This window comes from Methylobacterium sp. J-077 (assembly GCF_022829365.1).
Classification (GTDB): Bacteria; Pseudomonadota; Alphaproteobacteria; order Rhizobiales; family Beijerinckiaceae; genus Methylobacterium.
In genome coordinates this window covers 17,276-37,990 of record NZ_JAKSYJ010000206.1, presented here as the reverse complement: position 1 = coordinate 37,990, position 20,715 = coordinate 17,276, and the positions used below count along the sequence as shown (strand labels likewise).

Annotated in this window: 14 protein-coding genes; 9 read left to right on the top strand and 5 right to left on the bottom strand. The window is 69.2% G+C overall.

Annotation, left to right across the window (positions count from 1 at the left end; translation table 11 throughout):
* The first annotated feature begins 27 nt into the window (after positions 1–27).
* The 3 genes from MKL11_RS24445 to MKL11_RS24435 all read left to right on the top strand — a co-directional run bounded on the left by MKL11_RS24445 (position 28) and on the right by MKL11_RS24435 (position 2,984).
* The gene (locus tag MKL11_RS24445) at positions 28–1,050 is read left to right on the top strand and encodes a zinc-binding dehydrogenase (protein WP_243948043.1); all 1,023 of its coding nucleotides are present in this window, start codon (positions 28–30) and stop codon (positions 1,048–1,050) included.
* A gap of 136 nt (positions 1,051–1,186) precedes the next feature.
* On the top strand, positions 1,187–2,203 hold the full coding sequence (locus MKL11_RS24440) for a lipid A biosynthesis lauroyl acyltransferase (RefSeq protein ID WP_243948042.1): 1,017 nt from the start codon (positions 1,187–1,189) through the stop codon (positions 2,201–2,203).
* 7 nt (positions 2,204–2,210) lie between these two features.
* Positions 2,211–2,984 carry a DUF1223 domain-containing protein gene (locus MKL11_RS24435; RefSeq protein ID WP_243948041.1) on the top strand — a complete coding sequence of 258 codons (774 nt, stop codon included), beginning with the start codon at positions 2,211–2,213 and terminating at the stop codon, positions 2,982–2,984.
* 9 nt (positions 2,985–2,993) lie between these two features.
* Here the strand turns inward: MKL11_RS24435 and MKL11_RS24430 are convergent, their stop codons facing one another.
* Positions 2,994–3,215 (bottom strand): hypothetical protein, encoded by a 222-nt coding sequence (locus MKL11_RS24430; RefSeq protein WP_243948040.1) that lies wholly within the window; start codon positions 3,213–3,215, stop codon positions 2,994–2,996.
* Between the two features lie 282 nt (positions 3,216–3,497).
* Between MKL11_RS24430 and MKL11_RS24425 the strand changes: the two genes are divergently transcribed.
* From MKL11_RS24425 to MKL11_RS24410, 4 genes are all read left to right on the top strand, one after another.
* Positions 3,498–4,214: a DUF1194 domain-containing protein gene (locus MKL11_RS24425; RefSeq protein ID WP_243948039.1), complete on the top strand. Its 717-nt coding sequence runs from the start codon at positions 3,498–3,500 to the stop codon at positions 4,212–4,214.
* A 116-nt stretch (positions 4,215–4,330) separates the two neighbouring features.
* Positions 4,331–5,401: a malate/lactate/ureidoglycolate dehydrogenase gene (locus MKL11_RS24420; protein WP_243948037.1), complete on the top strand. Its 1,071-nt coding sequence runs from the start codon at positions 4,331–4,333 to the stop codon at positions 5,399–5,401.
* A 64-nt stretch (positions 5,402–5,465) separates the two neighbouring features.
* Positions 5,466–6,776, top strand: coding sequence for an MFS transporter (locus MKL11_RS24415; protein ID WP_243948035.1), 1,311 nt, complete (start codon positions 5,466–5,468; stop codon positions 6,774–6,776).
* A 50-nt stretch (positions 6,777–6,826) separates the two neighbouring features.
* Positions 6,827–8,350, top strand: coding sequence for a UxaA family hydrolase (locus tag MKL11_RS24410; RefSeq protein WP_243948032.1), 1,524 nt, complete (start codon positions 6,827–6,829; stop codon positions 8,348–8,350).
* A 12-nt stretch (positions 8,351–8,362) separates the two neighbouring features.
* On the opposite strand, the gene MKL11_RS24405 is transcribed toward MKL11_RS24410, so the two are convergent.
* Complete coding sequence (locus MKL11_RS24405; RefSeq protein ID WP_243948030.1) at positions 8,363–9,409, bottom strand: saccharopine dehydrogenase family protein; 1,047 nt, start codon at positions 9,407–9,409, stop codon at positions 8,363–8,365.
* 206 nt (positions 9,410–9,615) lie between these two features.
* On the opposite strand from MKL11_RS24405, the gene putA reads away from it, so the two are divergent.
* Entirely contained in the window at positions 9,616–13,302 is a 3,687-nt protein-coding gene (putA, locus tag MKL11_RS24400; RefSeq protein ID WP_243948027.1) for a trifunctional transcriptional regulator/proline dehydrogenase/L-glutamate gamma-semialdehyde dehydrogenase, read from the top strand.
* Positions 13,303–13,306: 4 nt separating this feature from the next.
* On the opposite strand, the gene MKL11_RS24395 is transcribed toward putA, so the two are convergent.
* A complete protein-coding gene (locus MKL11_RS24395) occupies positions 13,307–14,899 on the bottom strand; it encodes an ABC transporter substrate-binding protein (RefSeq protein WP_243948025.1) in 1,593 nt (530 codons plus the stop codon).
* A 180-nt stretch (positions 14,900–15,079) separates the two neighbouring features.
* Entirely contained in the window at positions 15,080–15,373 is a 294-nt protein-coding gene (locus MKL11_RS24390; RefSeq protein WP_039902563.1) for a DUF2218 domain-containing protein, read from the bottom strand.
* A gap of 998 nt (positions 15,374–16,371) precedes the next feature.
* Between MKL11_RS24390 and MKL11_RS24385 the strand changes: the two genes are divergently transcribed.
* Positions 16,372–18,729, top strand: coding sequence for an EAL domain-containing protein (locus MKL11_RS24385; RefSeq protein ID WP_243948023.1), 2,358 nt, complete (start codon positions 16,372–16,374; stop codon positions 18,727–18,729).
* Between the two features lie 438 nt (positions 18,730–19,167).
* On the opposite strand, the gene MKL11_RS24380 is transcribed toward MKL11_RS24385, so the two are convergent.
* Positions 19,168–20,583 carry an FAD-binding oxidoreductase gene (locus tag MKL11_RS24380; protein WP_243948122.1) on the bottom strand — a complete coding sequence of 472 codons (1,416 nt, stop codon included), beginning with the start codon at positions 20,581–20,583 and terminating at the stop codon, positions 19,168–19,170.
* Positions 20,584–20,715 lie beyond the last annotated feature (132 nt).

The following is a 20,715-nucleotide window of genomic DNA, read 5'->3' as shown; positions in this document are numbered from 1 at the left end:
AAGCGCGCCGAGGACGACACGATCACGATGAAAGCCCTTCAGCTATTCGGCGACCGCGACCTGCGCCTGACCGAGGTCGAGGCCCCCGCCGCCCCGGGTCCGGGCGAGGTCCAGATCCGCATCCGCGCGGTCGGCCTCAACTTCATCGACGTCTGGGGCTTTCGCGGCATGGCGTTCGCCAAGCGCAAGATGCCGCTGATCGTCGGCGCCGAGGCGGCGGGCATGGTCGAGGCGGTGGGCGCCGACGTCGCCACCATGGCCCCCGGTGATCGGGTCGTGCCCTATGGGGCGATGACCTGCGGGCAGTGCCGCGCCTGCCGCGACGGCCGCGACAACCTCTGCGAAGACGTGTCCGGCGTGATGGGCTTCCACATCGACGGCTTCGCCCGCGAACTGGTCAACATGCCGGCTCGCCTGGTGGTGAAGGTGCCGGACGGGATCAGCGACACCGACGCGGCCTGCGCCGGCATCGCCTTCGGCACCGTCCAGCACATGCTGTTCGACAATGCCCGGCTGGAGCCCGGCGAGAGCGTGCTGGTCCATGCCGGCGGCTCCGGCATCGGCACCGCGGCGATCCGCATGGCCAAGGCGATCGGCTGCACCGTCTACACGACGGTCGGCGACGACGAGAAGGGCCGCAAGGCGGCCGAACTCGGCGCCGACCACGTCGTCAACTATCGGACTGAGCGGTTCGAGGGCGAGGTCCGGCGCCTGACCAAGCGCAAGGGCGTCGACGTGGTGTTCGAGCATGTCGGCGCCGATACCTGGAACGGCTCGCTGCTCTGCCTGAAGCGCGGCGGGCGGCTGGTGACCTGCGGCTCGACCTCGGGCGTCTCGGCGACCATGAACCTGATGCAGCTGTTCCAGCAGCAATATCGGATCACCGGCTCGTTCGGCTGCTCGCTGACGAATATCGGGCAGGCCCTCGACAAGATGTCCCAGGGCATTCGCCCGGTGGTGGATACGGTCTACCCGCTCGGCGACTTCGCGCAGGGGCTTGAGCGGCTCGAATCCCGCAAGGTCTTCGGGAAGATCCTGGTCAGCCTCTGAACCCTGCCTTGCCGGGTTCCGAGAGCCGACCGCAGCCCATCGGGACGATGCGCTATCGCACTGCGGGAGAGATCGGTTAAGCTTCGCCTTTCACGCGAATTGCCGGGCCTGCCCGCATCGTGCCCGGGAATCCAACGTGCTGCGCCTCGCCCTCATCCTTCGACGATCCTTCCCGCGGCTGGCGGGTTTCGCCATGATCCCGCTGATCCGCGCCCTGGTCTGGCTGGCCCGGACCCTCGGGCCGGATCGGTCGACGGCGCTCGGCGCCGCACTCCTGCGCAATGTCGGGCCGCTGCTGCCGGCCCATCGCACCGCCATGGCGAATCTGCGCGCGGCTTTCCCGGACATGTCGGAGGCCGAGCGGAGGCGGATCGCCCTGGAGGCCTGGGACAACCTCGGGCGGACCGGCGCCGAGTACGCCCATCTCGATACGCTATTCGACTTCGATCCCGACGCCTCCGGCCCGATGCGCACGGAAGTCGCGGGGATCGATCACTTCGCCACCTTGCGTGACGATGGCCAGCCGGGGCTGATCTTCTCCGCGCATCTCGGGAACTGGGAACTCCCGGCGATCTGCGCGGCCCGGTTCGGCCTGGACGCGACCGCGGTGTTCCGACCGCCGAACAACCCGGCCGCCGCCCGCCTCGTGCAGGAAGTCCGCCGCCGTTCCATGGGCGGACTGGCGGCCTCGACCCCTGGCGCCGTCTTCGCCCTACGCGACGTGGTCGAGAATGGCGGCCATCTCGGGCAGTTGATCGACCAGCATTTCACCCGCGGCGTCGTGGTCGACTTCATGGGTCGACCGTGCCTGGCAAACCCGCTCCTCGCCAAGCTCGCCCGGCACTACGATTGTCCGGTGCACGGCGTCCGCGTCGTCCGCCTGCCGAAGGGCCGGTTCAGGCTGGAACTGACGCCGCCGCTCGACCTGCCGCGCAACGCCGACGGGGTGATCGATGTCGCCGGCGCCATGCAGGCGATGACCGCGGTGGTGGACGGCTGGGTGCGCGAGCATCCGGGCCAATGGCTGTGGATGCATAGACGCTGGCGTCCGGACATGTTGCCTAAAGTGAGAAATACCCCCATTCAGACGCAACCGATGGTAGAAGATTCTCAAGCCAACGTGATTTCCCACCCGGCGTCCCAACCGCTCTGATGGTCCGATGACGCATCGGCCCCGCGCCCGTACCCGGACCGGCGAAATCCGCGCGCTCAGCGCCGCCGCGCTGCTCTGCGCGGTCTCGGCTGCGGCGCAGGCGCGGGCGGAGCCGGTTCGCGCCGTGGTGGAGCTGTTCACCAGCCAGGGCTGCGGCGCCTGCCGGGGTGCCGATCCGGTCATCCGCGACCTATCCCACCAGCCTGGCGTGGTCGCGCTTACCCTGCCGGTGACCTACTGGGACTACCTCGGTTGGAAGGACACCCTGGCGTTGCGGCCCCTGACTGAGCGCCAGCGTGCCTATGCCCGTGCGCGCGGCGCCCGGCAGGTGTTCACGCCGCAGGTCGTGGTCGACGGCAGTGGCTTCGCGGTGGGTTCCGACCGTCAGGCCCTCGAACGTTTGATGCGCGAGGCGACGCAGCGCGGCGGGCTGCCGATTCCGGTCCGCGGCGAGATGCACGGTGACCGGATCACCGTCGAAGTCGGCGCCGCTCCGGAGGTCCGAACCGAGGCGCGCGGCGATGTCTGGCTGGTGCCGGTGCTGCGCAGCCGGGCCATCGCCATCCAAGGTGGTGAGAATGGCGGCCGGACGGCGACCTACGTCAACGTCGTGCGCGGCATGCAGCGCCTCGGTCCCTGGACCGGCCAGCCGACGCACTTCGACGTGCCCTGCAATCTGGCGGAGATTGCCGAGGCCGACAGCTGGGTGATCCTGGTCCAGGGCACCGCGGAGGGACGCCCCGGCCGCATCCTCGGCGCCGCCAAGGGCCCGGGCCTGTAGGGCGTCCGCCTATCGCAGGGTGATCGGATCGAGCGGGCGCCGTCCCTGCCGGCGACGGCGCTCCTCCGAAGCCTGTGCAAGAGCGCCGAGCTTCGCATCCAGGCGCTCGGAGGATCGGCCAACGAGCCTGATGGTCCCATCGAGGAGGCGGCTGGTCAGGGCAACGGTGCCGGTTACGCCGCCCACGACGAGGGTTTCCGTGACGCGGCCAATCCAGGTGAAGATGCGCATTGTCGGTTTCGAGCTTTCGGGGATCCGGCGCCTGATGCACCGTTCCGGGCCCAGATAGAGCGGATTGATCCGCGTCCGCTGCGACCGAAGGCGGCGTCGCCTGCCGCGGATCGGACGGAACCTTCCCGCAGGAACTCCTCATCCAGCATCAACGACGGATCCGTCATTCTGGCGCGCCCCAGGCACGGTGCTCCGCGGCATCGAACCACCGCGGCGGCAGGCTCGTTGCATGCGTGAGGCCGTCGGCCGTACCGTGCGGGCGCCCATCACCGAGTGTCGGCCATGCGGCGACGCCATCTGCTGTCTGGGATGCTCGCCGCGTTGTCGCTGGCGGGCCGGCGGGCCGCCGCCGCCGAGACCGGGGTCGACGTTCTCCTCGTGCTCGCGGTCGATGTCTCGCTGAGCATCAGCGCGGCCCGGTTCGATCTGGAACGGCAGGGCTACGCCGAAGCCTTCGGCAATCCGCACGTCCTGCGGGCGATCGCCGAGGGCAAGCGCGGGCGCATCGCGGTGGCGTTGTTCGACTGGGCAGGCCCCGGGGAACAGCAGGTCGCGGTCGACTGGATGATCATTGCTTCGGCCGCAGATGCCGCCACCTTCGCGGCGCGCCTCGCCGCGGTGACGCGCCCGTTCTACGGCCGGACCGCCATCGGATCGGCGATCGGCTTCGCCTCCATGCTGCTCGACCGCTCGCCCTACCGCGCCGAACGGACCGTCATCGACATCTCCGGCGACGGGACCAGCAATTCCGGCCGCGCGATCGCCGAGGCCCGGGACGCCGCGGTGGCCTTGGGCACGACGGTCAACGGCATCGTCATCCTCACCGACCCCTTCGGGATGCCGGGCTACCTGAAGGAGCACACCAATCCCCCCGACGGGCTCGCCGCCTACTATCGTGAGACCGTGATCGGCGGCGAGGGGGCGTTCGTCATGACGGCCGAGAGCTTTGAGGCCTTCGGCCGGGCGCTCATCGCCAAGCTGGTCCGCGAGATTTCCTGATCCGACCGGACGACATCGCGGCCCCGGCGTCACCCGGGGCGCTCGCCCGGCGGCGGCGGCGGCGCTAGACTCGTTCGGCACGCGCCCTGCGAGGCGCGGCCCAGGGAGGAACCACGATGCGGATCGCGGCCGACAGGCTGTCCGCCTACGTGCGGGACATCTTCATGCGCGAGGGCTGCGCGGCGGACGAGGCCGAGCGGATCGGCCGCTTTCTCGTCGCCGCCAACCTCACCGGCCACGACAGCCACGGGGTCGTCCGCGTCACGCGCTACGTGGAATGGCTGCGGGAGGGCGAGGTCGAAGCCGGCCGAACGCCCGAGATCGTCAGCGACGCCCCGTCCTTCGCGCTGGTCGATGCGGGCTACGGGTTCGGGCAGACCGCCGGCCCCTTCGCCACCGATCTCGGCATCGCCAAGGCCCGGGACAACGGCGTCGCGGTCATCGCCCTCCGGCATGCCGGGCATCTCGGACGGATCGGCGAATGGGCCGAGCGGGCGGCCGCAGCCGGGCTGGTCTCGGTGCATTTCGTCAACGTGGCGGGCAGCCTGCTGGTGGCGCCGTTCGGCTCCGTGGAGCGACGCTTCTCCACGGCGCCGTTCGCGGCCGGATTCCCGGTGCAGGGGGCCGAGCCGATCATCCTCGATTTCGCCACCTCCCTGGTGGCCGAGGGCAAGGTTCTGGTGGCCTCGCGGGGCGGCAAGGCGCTCCCCGAGGGCGCCCTGGTCGAGCCGGACGGACGGCTGAGCAGCGATCCGGCGATCCTGTTCGGCCCCCTCGACGGGGTCGAGCGCGACAACCAGCGGGGCGCGGGCGCGATCCGTGCCTTCGGCGAGCACAAGGGCTCGGGCCTGGCGCTGATGTGCGAGTTGCTCGCCGGCGCGCTCACCGGCTCCGGCACCGCGGGGCCGGGCCGGCGGCGGATCTGCAACGGCATGCTGTCGATCTACGTCACCCCAAAAGTGTTCGGCACCGAGCATGCCATGGCCGACGAGGCCCGGACCTATCTCGAGTTCTTCAAGAGCGCCCGGCCGATGCCCGGCGCCGAGGTGCTGCTGCCCGGCGAGCCGGAGCGCCGCACCCGGGCGCAGCGCATCGCCGAGGGCGTGCCGCTGCCGGAACCGGTCTGGGAGACGCTGCTCGCCGCAGGCCGGCCGCACGGGCTGGACGGGGACGCCTATCGCGACTGACGCGACGCCGGCGGCGATACCCCGGCCATAACGGGGACGCCGCGCCGAAATCCGGGAGGATACGATGCCCAGACTGCGCTGGCTCATGATCGGCCTCTGCATGGCCGCCAACGCCATCAACTACATCGACCGCGCCAACCTGGCGGTGGCCGCGCCCGCCATGTCGAAGGAGTTGGGACTCAGCGCTACCGACATGGGTCTGATCCTGTCGGGCTTCTTCTGGACCTACGCAGTGATGCAGCTGCCCTTCGGCTACGTCGCCGACCGGGTCGGACCGCGTCTTTCGCTGGTGGTGGCGGTGACGTGGTGGTCGCTGTGCACGGCGCTGACCGCGGCCGGACGCGGCTTCCTCTCGCTGCTCGGCCTGCGGATGCTGCTCGGCGTCGGCGAGGCCGGGGCCTACCCGTCGTTTGCCAAGGTCGCGGCCTCCTGGTTCCCGCGCAGCGAGCGGAGCTTCGCCAGCAGCATCTTCGACAGCGGCTCGCGGGTCGGCTCGGCGCTGGCGATCCCCATGGTCGCGTGGATCATCGCCACCCTCGGCTGGCGCGAATCCTTCATCGTCACCGGCCTGCTCGGCTTCGTCTGGGCGATCGTCTGGATGTGGCTCTACCGCGAGCCGGAAAACCACCCCGATGTCTCGCCCGTGGAATTGGCCCGGCTCCGGGCGGCGCAGGAGCGGCCGCAGGCGGCCGGGGCTGTCGACGCCCAGGAGCAGGTGCCGTGGCTCTCACTGTTCCGCTACCGGACCATCTGGGGGATGATGGCCGGGTTCTTCTGCCTGAACTTCGTGATCTACTTCTTCATCACGTGGTTCCCGACCTACCTGGTGAAGGCCCGGGGCTTCTCGCTCGCCGAGCTCGGCACCCTCGGCAGCCTGCCGGCGCTGGCCTCGATCCCGGCGGGCTGGCTCGGCGGCTTCGCCTCGGACGCCCTCTACCGGCGGGGCTGGAGCCTCACGGCGGCGCGCAAGACCTGCCTGGTCGGCGGCATGCTGATGTCCTCGGTGATCACCCTGTCGATCATCGCCCCGAACGTCTACGTGGCGCTGCTGTGCTTCGCGGTGGCCTATGGCAGCCTGGCCTTCACGGCGGCCTCGATCTGGGCGCTGCCCGGAGACGTGGCGCCGACGCCAGCCCATGTCGCGTCGATCGGCGGCATCCAGAACTTCGCCTCGAACGTCGCCGGCATCGTGACCACCACCTTCACGGGGTTCATGCTGACGATCACGCAGGGCTCGTTCGCGATCCCCCTGATGGTCGCGGGCGGCTTCTGCCTGCTCGGCGCCGTTATCTACCTGTTCGTCGTCGGCGAGATCGCGCCGCTGCCGGTCCGGGAGGCCGGAGCGCCGGCCCTGCAATCCGAGGCTGCCCGGTGAGCCCCATGATCCACAACGACACGTCTGGCCCAGGTCTTCAGGAGCAAGCGATGTCCGCCTATCCCGTCATCACCTTGCGGCCGGACGACGGCGTCGTGGTCGCCAGGGCCGCGATCGAGCCAGGCACACCGGTGGCCCCGGGCGTCACCGCCGCCGAGCGGATCCCGCCCGGCCACAAGGTCGCGGTGCGCCCGCACCGCTCCGGGGAGGCGGTGACCAAGTACGGGCAGATCATCGGCTTCGCCAAGGACGACATCGCCGCCGGCCGGCATGTCCACGTGCACAACCTCGGCATGGGCGAATTCGCCCGCGACTACGCCTTCGGGGTCGATGCCCGGCCCACCCGGCTGATCACGCCGCCGGCCACCTTCCAGGGCATCCGCCGCCCGGACGGGCGGGTGGCGACGCGCAACTATGTCGGCATCCTGACCTCGGTGAATTGCAGCGCCCACGTCGCCGACCTGATCGCCGACGCGTTCCGGCGCCACCCGATCCTGGGCCTCGATCCGCTCGCCCCCTATCCGAATGTCGACGGCGTCGTGGCGCTGACCCACAAGACCGGCTGCGGCATGGCGATGGGCGAGCCGCTGAAGCTCCTGCGCCGGACGCTCGCGGGCTATGCCCGGCACGTCAACTTCTCGCACATCGTGATGATCGGGCTCGGCTGCGAGGTGAACCAGATCGGCGCCTTCCTGGAAGAGCAGGGCCTCGGCGACCGGATCCGCAGCATGAACATCCAGTCGCTCGGCGGCACCCGCAAGACCGTCGAGGCCGGCATCGAATTCGTCAGCGGCATTCTGGCCGAGGCCGACGTGGTCCGCCGGGAGACCGTGCCGGCGAGCGAGTTGATCCTCGCCCTCCAATGTGGCGGCTCGGACGGCTATTCCGGCGTCTCGGCCAACCCGGCGCTCGGGATCGCCAGCGACCGCGTTGTCGAGAACGGCGGCACGGTGATCCTGTCGGAGACCACCGAGACCTACGGGGCCGAGCACCTGTTCACCCGGCGCGCGGTCAGCCCGCTCGTCGGCCAGAAGCTCGTGGACCTGATGCGCTGGTGGGAGGAGTATACCCGCCGGGAGGGCTCGGAGATCGACGCCAACCCGTCGCCGGGCAACAAGGCCGGCGGCCTGACCACGATCCTGGAGAAGTCGCTCGGCGCCATGGCCAAGGCCGGCAGCACCAACCTGGTCGACGTGGTGCGCTATGCCGATCCGGTCACTGCCAAGGGCTTCGTGTTCATGGACACCCCCGGCTACGACCCGGTCTCCGCGACCGGGCAGGTGGCCGGCGGCGCGAACCTCGTGTGCTTCACCACCGGGCGCGGCAGCGTGTTCGGCTGCAAGCCGTCGCCGTCGATCAAGATCGCCACCAACTCGGCGATGTACAGGCGGCTGGAGGAGGACATGGACGTCAATTGCGGCACGATCCTCGACGGTGAGGAAAGCGTCGCGCAGGCGGGCCAAAGGATCTTCGAGCTGATCCTGCGGGTGGCGAGCGGTGAGCGGACCAAGAGCGAGCAGTTCGACTTCGGATCGTCGGAATTCGCGCCGTGGCAGCTCGGCGCGACGGTGTGATGCGAAGGCCGCTCAGAGATCCGTCCGCACGACGTTCGGAAACCCCAAGATGAAATCCGGCCCGAAGGCGGTGACCGGGGTTTGGAACCCGGCCGCCACGGCTCCGGAGGACACGCGTCGGGCGGATTCCAGGGCGGTCAGGACCGTCAGCGTGTAGCCCTCGGGGGTTTCCATGCGGCTCGCCGAGCGGTTGCCGGACGCGTCCCAGGCCTCGGCCAAAAAGGTGCTGCGCGCCGTCGCCCGCGCTGTCTCGGAGGGCCCCGGCGGCAGACGGTCGATGCCGCGGTTGATGAGGCGCTGCGCCGTGCCGCCGGCGATGATCCGCCTGAGACCGGCGGGCAATCCCGCGGCCGCCGCCATGGCGGGGAAGGCCTCGAAATAGACCGCGATGTTGGGCACCCGGGTCGAATACCACGCGCTCGACACGTCGCCCCAGCCGAGCCCGACGGTGCGCCGGGCGCCGCGGCCGAAATCGGCGTTGCCACGGGGCGGGCTCGGCAATTCGACGATGCGGCCGTCCCGGCGCACCCGCGTCCCCCAGGCGATGCCCTCGACCATGGTACGGGCGGTCCCCCGGCTGAAGCCACCGAATCCGCCGATCGAGATCCGCAGATGCGTGGCGCCGGGCAGCCGATTCGCGACGTGGGCGGCGAGGCAATCGCTCGGCACCACGTCGAATCCCGCCGCAGGCAGCAGGACGATGCCCGCCGCCTTGGCGTCGGCATCCCGGGCGGCGAGCGATTCCAGCACGTCGATCTCGCCGGTGATGTCGACGTAGTGCGTCTTGGCAGCGAGACAGGCCTCGGCCATCGGGAGCGCGGTCTTCGAGAACGGTCCGGCCGCGTGGATCACTGCGGCGATGCCGCCGAGCGCCTCCCGGAGGCGGCCCGGATCGTCGAGGGGGGCAGCCCGCCAGTCGAGCCCGAGCCGGGCGGCGAGCGGCCGCAGCTTTTCCGGGTCGCGCCCGGCCAGGATCGGGCGCAGGCCCTGCGCGGCGGCGTGTTCGGCGAGCAGCATGCCGGTATAGCCCGTGGCGCCATAGATCAGGATCGCGGTCATGGCCGCCTCTGTATCATGGCGCTGGCAGCCGCACCGTCTCGTCGTCCGGATCGCCCGGACCTGCGCGCGGATCCCGCGCCGGGACCGCGGCGAATGAGATCGCCGGGCGCGGCCCGGCGTCGCTTGGCGCCCCCTTAACCATCCGCGGCAACCGACGTAGCTTGGTCCGCGACGGCCTCGCGTTGCCGCAGCTCAAGGGACCAACCATGCCGCGATCAGGCGTTCTGGATCGTCCCTCGGCGGAGGAGGGCCACCCGTTCGCGGACTTCGCGGCCGAGGTGACGACCCTCTCGCCCCTCCGGGCCGCCATGGTCGCGGCCTGTCGGCGGCCCGAGCCGGAATGCATGGCGCCGCTCCTCGATCGCGCGCGCCTGTCCCCCGACGCGGCCGGGCGCGTCGCAGGCACCGCGCGCCGTCTGGTCGAGGCCCTGCGCCGCCAGCCTCGGCACGGCGGCGTCGAGGGGCTGATTCATGAATACGCCCTGTCGAGCCAGGAGGGCGTGGCGCTGATGTGCCTGGCGGAGGCGCTGCTGCGCATCCCCGATGCCGCCACCCGCGACGCGCTGATCCGGGACAAGATCGCCGGCGGCGACTGGGCGGCCCATCTCGGCCACAGCTCGTCGCCGTTCGTGAACGCCGCGACCTGGGGCCTGCTGGTCACCGGCCGGCTCGCGGCAACGCGCAGCGAGACCGGCCTGTCGGCGGCGCTCACCCGGCTGATCGGCCGCGGCGGCGAGCCGCTGATCCGCAAGGCGGTGGACCTCGCCATGCGGCTGATGGGCGAGCAGTTCGTCACCGGGCGCGATATCGCCGAAGCGTTGCGCAACGCGAAGCGCGTGGAGGCGAAGGGGTTCACCTACTCCTACGACATGCTCGGCGAGGCGGCGGTCACCTCCAAGGATGCGGAACGTTATCTGCACGCCTACGAAGCGGCGATCCGTGCCATCGGCGAGGCTTCGGCCGGGCGCGGGATCCTCCGGGGGCCGGGGATCTCGATCAAGCTGTCGGCGCTCCATCCGCGCTACACAAGGTCCCAGCGCGTGCGCGTGATGGCCGAGCTGGCGCCCCGGGTCCGGGACCTGGCGCGCCTCGCCCGGCGCTACAACATCGGCCTCAACATCGACGCCGAGGAGGCGGACCGGCTCGACCTGTCCCTCGACATCCTCGAGGTCCTGGCCTTCGACCCGGACCTCGCCGGCTGGGACGGGCTCGGCTTCGTCGTGCAGGCCTACGGCAAGCGCTGCCCGTTCGTCATCGACGGGCTCGTCGACCTCGCCCGGCGCAGCCGCCACCGGCTGATGGTCCGCCTGGTGAAGGGTGCGTACTGGGACAGCGAGATCAAGCGAGCGCAGGTCGACGGACTGCCGGATTTCCCAGTCTTCACCCGCAAGCTGCACACCGACGTGTCGTATCTCGCCTGCGCGCGCCAGCTGCTCGCGGCGCCGGACGCGGTGTTCCCGCAATTCGCCACTCACAACGCTCAGACGCTCGCCAGCATCGTCGAGATGGCGGGGCCGGATTTTCGGCTCGGCCAGTACGAGTTCCAGTGCCTTCACGGGATGGGCGAGCCGCTCTACGAGGCCGTGGTCGGGCCGGACAAGCTCGACAGGCCGTGCCGCATCTATGCGCCGGTGGGCACCCACGAGACCCTTCTCGCCTACCTGGTCCGGCGGCTCCTGGAGAACGGCGCCAACAGTTCGTTCGTGAACCGGGTCGGCGACGCCGCCGTGCCTGTAGAGGCACTGATCGCCGATCCGGTAGCAGCGGTCGAAGCGATGCCGGTTCCCGGCGCACCGCATGAACGGATCGCGTTGCCGCGCGATCTCTACGCTCCGGACCGCTCCAATGCCGCGGGGCTCGACCTCGCCGACGAGGCAGTCCTTGCGCTGCTAGCCGAACATCTGGACGAGAGCGGCCGGACATTGTGGCGGGCCGTGCCATCCGGGGCTGATCCCGATTCGGCCGATACGCCGGTCCGCAATCCAGCCGATCATCGCGACGGGGTCGGCAGCGTCCGTTCCGCATCGCCCGCTGAGATCGAGGCTTCGGTCGCGCGCGCAGACGCGTCCGCCGAGACCTGGGGCGCGACGGCACCCGAGGCCCGTGCCGCCTGCCTACGCGCCGCAGCCGACGCCTTCGAGGCGCGGATGCCGGTGCTGATCGGGCTGATCGTGCGCGAGGCCGGGAAATCCTTCGCCAACGCCGTGGCGGAGATCCGCGAGGCCGTGGATTTCCTGCGTTACTACGCGGCCGAGGCCGAGCGGACCCTCGACGGGACGCATGCGCCCCTCGGCCCGATCGTCTGCATAGCGCCCTGGAATTTCCCACTGGCGATCTTCGTCGGGCAGGTCGCCGCCGCCCTGGCGGCCGGCAACCCGGTCCTGGCCAAGCCGGCAGCCGAAACGCCGCTGATCGCAGCGGAGGCGATCCGGGTACTGCACGCGGCGGGCATCCCGGAGGACGCGCTCCAGTTCCTGCCCGGCCCGGGCGAGGTCGGCGCGGCGCTCATCGGCGATGCGCGGGTGCAGGGGGTGATGTTCACCGGCTCCACCGCAATCGCCAAGACGATCCAGCGCCGCCTGGCCGAACGCCTGACCCGCGACGGCGAGCCGGTCCCGCTCGTCGCCGAGACCGGCGGCCAGAACGCCCTGGTGGTCGATTCGTCCGCCCTGGCCGAGCAGGTGGTCGGAGACGTGATCGCCTCGGCCTTCGATTCCGCCGGCCAGCGCTGCTCGGCCCTGCGCATCCTGTGCCTGCAGGAGGAGATCGCCGACCACACCCTCGCGATGCTCAGGAGCGCCATCCGCGAACTGGTGGTCGGCGATCCGCGCCGGCTCGCGGTCGATGTCGGTCCGGTCATCACCCGAGCGGCGGCCGAGCGCCTCGACGCACATATCGCCGCGATGCGGGCACGCGGGTTTCCGGTCCACCAGGTCCCGCTGCCGGCCGAGGCGGCATACGGCACCTTCGTCCCGCCGACGCTCGTCGAGATCGCCCGCGTGGCCGATGTCGCGCAGGAAGTGTTCGGTCCGGTGCTGCATGTCCTGCGCTATGCCCGCCGGGACCTGGACCGGCTGCTGCGCGCGATCGACGCCACCGGCTACGGCCTGACCTTCGGCCTCCACACCCGCATCGACGAGACGACCGACCGGGTTCTGGCCCGCATCGGCGCGGGCAACCGCTACGTGAACCGCAACGTCATCGGCGCGGTGGTCGGCGTGCAGCCCTTCGGCGGGTCCGGCTTGTCCGGCACCGGGCCGAAGGCCGGCGGCCCGCTCTATCTCGGCCGCCTGCTGAAGCGGCCGCCGGCCGCCGCCCTCGACGGGCTGGCCGGCGAAGACGGCCCGATCCAACGCTACGCCGCGTGGCTGCGATCCCGTGGACACGGCCCGCTCGCGGAGCCCGTCGCGGCGATGCGCTCGATCCAGGGCGCCGACATCGAGCTGGCCGGACCGGTCGGCGAGCGCAATCTCTACGCCCTGCACCCACGCGGGCGCGTCGCCGCCATCGCCGAGACGGAGTGCGGGCTGCTCCTCCAGCTCGGCGCAATTCTATCCACCGGCAACCGCGCCGTTGTGCTGTGCCCGGACCGGATCTTCGAGGCCCTGACCGATCTTCCGGACGACGTCGCAGCCCGGGTCGAACGCGCGGCCAACCTCGCACAGGCCGGGGACGTTCGAGCGGTGCTGTACGAGGGCGATGCCGCAGGCTTGCAGGCGTTCAATCGCGCCTTGGCCGAGCGCCCCGGGCCGATCCTGAACGTTCAGGCCCGCACGCCCCAAGCGCTCGCGGCAGGCGATCTCTACGCGCTGCCCGGTCTCGTCGAGGAGCGCTCGACCGCGATCAACACCGCGGCCGCGGGCGGCAATGCCAGCCTGATGGCGATCGGATGAGGGCTCACGCCGACCGGCGCAGGTTCCAGAACAGCGGCAGGCCGGTCAGCATGCCCTCCAGATCGCGCCGGTAGGCGGTGGGCTGGAAATACTGGCCGCAGGGGATGTAGGCGCCGACCTCCAAGGCCCGGGCCTGGATCTTGGCGGCCAGCGCCTTCTGCCGGTCGAAGTCGGGGGCCGCGAACCACGCGCTGCGCAGTTCCTCCAGCGGTGCGTCGGTGAGCCAGCTCGGCACGCCGGCGCGGCCGTTGCCGCGGACCGCGAGGTGGTAGGCCGGCGAGATCATGTCGAGGCCGCCGGAGAAGATGCCGAACATCGACCAGCCGCCCTGGTCTAGGGGCTTCGCGTTGAGGATCCGCTGGTTCACCGTGCCCCAATCGGTGGCGACGACATCGAGGTTCATCCCGAGCTTGCGGCAGAGGTCGGCCATCACCTCGCAGACCGCGTTGATCCGCGGCACGTCGGTGCCGGCGAGCAGCACGACTCGCTCGCCGTTGTAGCCGGCCGCCGCGAGGGCCTTCTTGGCCGCGGCGAGGTCGCGCGGGCCGGTGAGCACGCCCATGCCGGCATCCGAGGCCATCGGGCCGCCGGCGGTGAAGATGCCGACCGGGCCGCGGCTGATCGCGGGGTCGCTGCCGGCGACGGCATCCATCATCTCGGTCTGGTCCACCGCCGACAGCAGCGCGTGACAGATCTTCGGGTTGTCGAAGGGCGGCAGGGTGTGGTTGAGCCGGATCTGGCCGATCAGGCCGGCACTTTCCACGAGTTCGACGCGCACGTCCCGCTGGCGCAACAGGTCGGGCACAAGATCGACCAGGGGTTGCTCCCACCAGTCGATCTCGCCCGAGCGGAGCGCCCCCGCCGCGGTGGCGCCATCGGGAATGGTGCGCCACTCGACCCGGTCGAAATGCGCGATCCGCGGCCCGGCGGTGAAGCTCGGCGTGCCGTCCTGGCGCGGCCGGTATTCTTCGAACTTGCGGTAGACGTTGAGCGAGCCTGGCACGCGCTCGGACGGGACGTACCGGTAGGGACCGCTGCCGACGATCTCCGATACCGCCTGGGTGGCCGGCGTCGCGCTTAGCCGCTCGGGCATGATCACCGGCAGGTAGGAGGTCGGCTTCGCCAGGGCGTCCGGCAGGAGCGGGAACGGCCGCTTGAGCCGGAATTGCACCGTTGTGTCGGACGGGGCGGATACCTCGTCCACCGTAGCGAACAGGGCGCCGCCGAAGGCATCGCGCGCGGACCAGCGCTTGAGGCTTACCACCACGTCACGGGCACGGACCGGTGCACCGTCGTGGAAGCGCAGGCCGTCCCGCAGGGTCAGGCGCCAGGTCAGGCCGTCCGGCGACACGTCGTGACCCGCCACCATCTGCGGCTGTGCGCGGTAGGATGCGTCGAGGCTGTAGAGCGTGTCGAACACCATCAGCGCGTGCGTGCGCGTGACGTAGTTGGTGGTGATGATCGGATCGAGGAGCGCTAAGTCAGCGTAGGGTACGAAGCGCAGCGTCGTGGCCGAGGCCGCCCGGACCAGGGCGGGTCGCGCCAGGGCTCCGGCCATCAAGGCGCCAGCGCCTTGCAACAGGGTGCGTCGCTTCATCCCGTCGTCCCGCTCTCGTATTCCGGGGTCGCCGACGCTGTCGCGCGCGGCCCACCATGGCTGCAAAGCCTACGCCAGCAACCGGCCGAGAGACGTTCTTGAGACGAGAAGACCGGTCCGATCTGGCGCCGGACGGCCCCGCTTGCGACGCATCAACGCCACACCGATCGCCCAAAAAAATCAGGCGGCGCGGGACCAGCGGATGTCGCCGAGGCTCTCGCGGAAGGCGAAACGGGCGAGGTGGTCGGCCACCACGTTCTCGAGCCGGGTGAGATTCACCGGGTCGGCGCTGTCGATGCGCATCACCAGGGCGTCCGGCTCGGCGTCGAAGGTGCAGACGCGGTCCTCGCCGAACGGCACGGTGCCGTGCTCGGGAGTCGCCTCGACCTTGAACTTGTGACTCCAGTGCCGGCACAGCTGCTGCAGGTAGCGGCTGGCCTCGGCGGTCTGCACGCGGGCCTGGGAGGTAGGCATTCCGTCGGTCTCCAGAAAAGGGAAAGGCTGTCTGTCGGTGGACGGCTCATCTCTGATCTCGCACATGCGAGATGAATGGTTCCTGAGCAAAGACCGTGCCTGGATGGGCGCGGGTGTCCCCGATGTCTGCAATGAGGGTCGGCCCGAAGCGTTAGCAGTCGCTTAACGCCCAGTCCGGTGGCGACGAACCGTGCCGTTGCGGCCACTCCTGCACCCGCCGCCGTGCCGAATTATGGCGCGCCGCACAAATTTCATGTCCTGCTGTTGAGATGCGGTTGGCGGTGTTCCCGCTCTAATGTGACCTGAACGGTTCGAACCAGATCCTGGGTCGGTGACCTGGGGACCCGCATCGGACGGTTGCGGTCAGTCCTGGACAGGCAATCGAAGTCGCTCGGCGACATCGGCGACCCACGGGTCTGCACGCCCATTTTGCATCGGCACGCGGCGGCAATCGTCGGCCCAGGCTCGGGCCGACGCGGCGCCGACGGCACGACCATGCTTGTCTCCTCGAAGCTCGGGACGGGTGACAACGTTCGCCAGGAAACCGTGGCACCCCCCTCCTTTCAGCTCCAATGCCGTGATGAGCGTGCGGGAGGCGGTGATGCGGTCGTGGTCATCGCACACGAAGACGCGGATGCCGCAGTCCCGTCTGCTCGCGACGCCGCTCAGACGTTCGGGCGCGCGACGACGAGAAACCGGAATCGGCAGGCGAGAAGTCCTTCCATACGAGCTCGATCGTGCAGACGGCTATGCTGGGTCCGTCGGGACGATTGCGGAGCCTCGCCTGCTGTGCCGCATGTTTTAACGGTCGCTGCCTATCGCAGGCGCGTTCGCCCGTGACCGGCCGCGCTTCCGCGGACAGCCTTTCCAGGACGGTGGGCCTGGGCGCAGTTCATCACGTTCTTGTTACGCGTATGTCTTCTATAGCCACGATCTGAACCATCTTTTCATCGTCTTCTTTCACACCGGTTTGAGAGATCGGTACGTAAAGGCAGCCTATGATCTACAGTGCCGTCTGGTTCGCTACCGACCATTCTTTCGGATTTGTTGTCACCGCTCTCGCCATCTGCCTTGTGGCGGGATGGTTGGTCGCCGCGCTGATGCGGAAGGTGGCCGAGGTGGGTCCGATGCGTCGATCGGGTTGGCTGGCGGGAACGGCGGTCGTCGCCGGACTCGGTGTCTGGACAATCCATTTCATCGCTATGCTGGGCTATCGGCCCGACATGATGCTGGGATTTGCCGGCAACATGACCATCTTGTCGGCGCTCGCCGCCATCTTGGTCGTAGGCTTGCCGCTCGGCCTCGCACCGGTTTTCCGGTCCTGGCGCGCGCGGGCCCTTGCGGGTGCGGTAGCGGGGTTGGGCATCGGCGGAATGCATTACATCGGCATGGCCGCGATCGAGGGATGCCGACAGACCCATTCGTCATCCATGAACGCTCTGGCAGCGAGCATCGGTGGCTGCAGCCTGGCGCTGGCCTGTGCGCTGCCGCCGCGTCTGGCCACGTCCCGCGTGGTGTGCGCTCTTTTCACCCTGGCCGTTGGCGGCACCCACTTTGTCGCCATCGCCGGCACGACGATGGGACGCGTCGCCGAATATGACGGCCTGCCGCACGAAAACATCACGCTCAGCATTTTTGTGGCGATCGGCGCCGGTGTGCTGTTCCTGGGAGCGTTCCTGACCATCCTGACGGCACAACGCTTCGAGGCACAAGAACGCGCCCATTCGGCGGTGCTGAGGACCGCTCTCGACAACATGTCGAACGGCCTGATCTATCTCGACGGCTCTCACCGGGTGCGTCTGTATAATCGGCGCTATCTCGAGATCTATGGCTTCACAGCCGATACCAAGCTGACGGGTCTGACCGCGGACCAGATTATCGAGCACGTCGGCGATCACCATGGTTGGAGTTTCGAACGGCGGGATGAGGCGCGCAAACGGGTGGATCGATGGCGCGGGATCGAAAATTTCACCCAGATCGATTATTTCATGGATGACGGCCGTATCATGCAGGTCGAGATCCGCCCCATTGAGGAAGGCGGCAGCGTCATCACCTTCGACGACGTCACCAAGGAACGCGAATCGCAACGGCGGATCGCGGAACTCGCTTTCAGCGATCCCCTGACCAAGCTCGCCAACCGCCGCGCACTGAATGCCAGGCTGGAACGGGACTTCTTTCCCAAACAACGCTTCAAGCTCCTGCTGATTGATCTCGATCGGTTCAAACAGGTCAACGATACCTACGGCCACGCGGTCGGCGATCATCTCCTGGTCCAAGTTGCCGAACGGCTGACGGGGATTGCGGGACCGGACGGGTTCGTGGCGCGGCTGGGCGGCGACGAGATGGCGGTGCTTGTCTACGGCGATCAGACCCAGGCGATGGCGGTCGCTGCCGAGGTGATCGCGGCGCTTGCCATTCCGTTCGGGATCGGGGAACTCACCGTGTCGGTCGGCTGCAGCATCGGCATGTGCTGCACGGATGATGCCCGCGACGCCGTTGAACTCATGCAGTTCTCCGACATCGCGCTCTACGAGTCGAAGCGGCACGGTCGGGGCCGGACGAGTTGCTACACCCACGGCATGCTGGAGATGGTCTCCGATCGAGCCCAGCTCGAAACCGATATGCGCACCGCCATCGAGCGTGGGGAAATGCATCTGGCCTACCAGCCGGTGGTCGCGCTCGCCGACGACCGGATCATCGGCTACGAGGCGTTGCTCCGTTGGGACCACCCGACGCTCGGGTCTATCTCCCCGGCCCGGTTCATTCCGCTGGCGGAGGAGACCGGGCAGATCAATCCGATCGGAGCCTGGGTTTTGCGGGAGGCCTGCCGACAGGCCGCGCAATTACCGGGCGATGTCTACGTCGCGGTCAACGTCTCACCGGTCCAGTTCCGCTCGCCCTCGCTCCTGTCCGACCTCGTGCAGGCGCTGGCCTGGAGCGGGCTGCCGGCCCGGCGGCTGGAGATCGAGTTGACCGAGACGGCGATCGTCGAGGACGGGCGCAAGATCGCGCAGATGCTGGACGCCATCCGCCGACTCGGAGTGACGGTGGCGATGGATGATTTCGGCACGGGCTACTCGTCGCTCGCGCATCTACGCGACCTGCCGCTCGATCGGATCAAGGTCGACCGCTCTTTCGTAGCGACGGCCGAAACGGACCGGCACTCGAAGGCGGTGCTGGAAGGCATCACGCATATCGCACGCGCGCTGAACGTCGTTATCCAGGCCGAAGGCGTGGAAACGCTATCGCAGCTTGAGCTCATGCGCGAGATCGGCTTCGACGCCATTCAAGGCTACCTGATTGGGCGGCCGCAGCGGCTGGTGGACACCGATGTGCCGATGGCACTCTCGGCGTAAGTTCTCGACCGATCCAATACGGTGCACGGATCTCGATGCCCGAACCGTGTGACATCGAGCTCTTACCCGTTGCAGGCTTTCGGAGGGTCCCTGTTCGGGCTGTTCATGAGCCAGCGACTTACGACCGGATCGGGCGGAAATCTTCCAGTCTGTTTCTAGGCTTTCAGGGTACGATTTTGTTAAAAAGCTCGGGGCCACGCCGAAGCCGCATCGCGAATCATAATGGCGCGAGACATTGCTATCGTTGAATTGGCAAGAAACACCTGCGTGCGTGAGATCGCACCCCCCAGCAGGGGATCAACGTTCTCCGACGCATTGCCCTGAGCGATGCTCGAAGCACCGCCTTCGCGTTTTTCAACAAAATCGGTCGAAACCGGGTCGCACCAAGCTGAAACCATCGCCCCCTAGGCCAGAGCGGCAGCGTCCGGGCCAGCAGGCTCAGAGAACCTTTCCTGGGTTCATCAGATCCGCCGGGTCCAGGGCCGCCTTTACCCGCCACATCAGGTCGAGCCCGACCGGGTCGCCGTAATGCGCGAGCTCGTCGCGCTTGATCAGGCCGACGCCGTGCTCGGCCGCGATCGAGCCGCCGAGTTCGTGCACGATGTCGTGGACGATGCGGTTGAACCGGCCCCATTCAGCCAGGAACGCAGCGCGGTCCATGGCCGCCGGTTGGGTCAGGTTGAAGTGAATGTTGCCGTCGCCGAAATGGCCGAAGCCGCAGGGACGCAGACCCGGCATCGCCGCGACGCAGGCCGCGCTCGCCCGCTCCAGGAAGGCCGGCAGCTTCGAGAGCGGCACCGAAACGTCGTGCTTGATCGAGGCGCCCTCGCGGGTCTGAGCCTCGGGCACGCCCTCGCGGAGGGCCCAGAGCGCCGTGTTCTGAGCGCCGCTGGACCCGATGACTGCGTCGGCGATCAATCCGGCATCCAGCGCGGCGCCGAGGGCGGCTTCCAGCTCAGCCCGTGTGTTGGCCTCCGGCCGCGCGGAGGACACCTCGATCAGCGCGTAGGCTCCGTGGTCTCCGGCGAGCGGCCGGACCGTGCTGGGGACATGCCGCAGCACGATCTCCAGGGCGAAGGGCGGCAGGTATTCGAAGGCCGTGAGGTCGCGGTCCATCCGCGCCCGCAGGGCCACGAACAGATCGAGGGCGGCGCGCGCCGAATCCAGCCCCACGAAGGCGACGCCGGTGGAGCGCGGCCGCGGAAACAGCTTCAGCACCGCCGCGGTGACGATGCCCAGCGTCCCCTCGGAGCCGATGAACAGCTGCTTCAGGTCGTAGCCGGCATTGTCCTTCCGGAGCGCCTTCAGCCCGTTCCACACCCGCCCGTCGGCCAGCACCACCTCCAGCCCAAGGACGAGGTCCCGGGCGTTGCCGTAGGCAAGCACCGCGATGCCGCCGGCATTGGTGGCAATGCCGCCGCCGATCCGGGCGGAGCCCCGCGACGCGTAGGAGAGCGGGAACAGCAGGCCGGCGCGCTCGGCGGCGTCCTGCACCTCCGAAAGGATCATCCCGGCCTCGACCGTGATGGTGGAATCCACCGGATCGAGCGCGCGTACGCGGTTCATCCGCTCGAGCGACAGGACCACGCCGCCCTGCGGGATGCCGGCGCCGGTGAGCCCGGTATTGCCGCCCAGCGGCACCACCGCGATGCCGGCCTGGGTGCAGGCCCGGACCGCGAAGGCGACCTCCTCGGTGCTGGCTGGCCGCAGCACCGCGAGCGCCGAGCCGGTGAACAGCTTGCGGCTCTCGACCAGGTAAGGTGCGAGATCGTCCGCCTCGGTCAGCACGTGCCGCGCGCCGAGCCCGTCCCGCAGGGCGCTGAGCAGCGTATCGTGGGTGAGGGCTGGGGGCATCATCGGCAAAATTTTGTAGACCAGGGCGTGGGCCTTGCAAGCGCCGGGATGGCGCAGGCCCCTGCACGCCTTACAACCCTTACCCACGCCAGGGACGGCCACGCGCCCGGATCAGGGCGCACCATTTGCAGA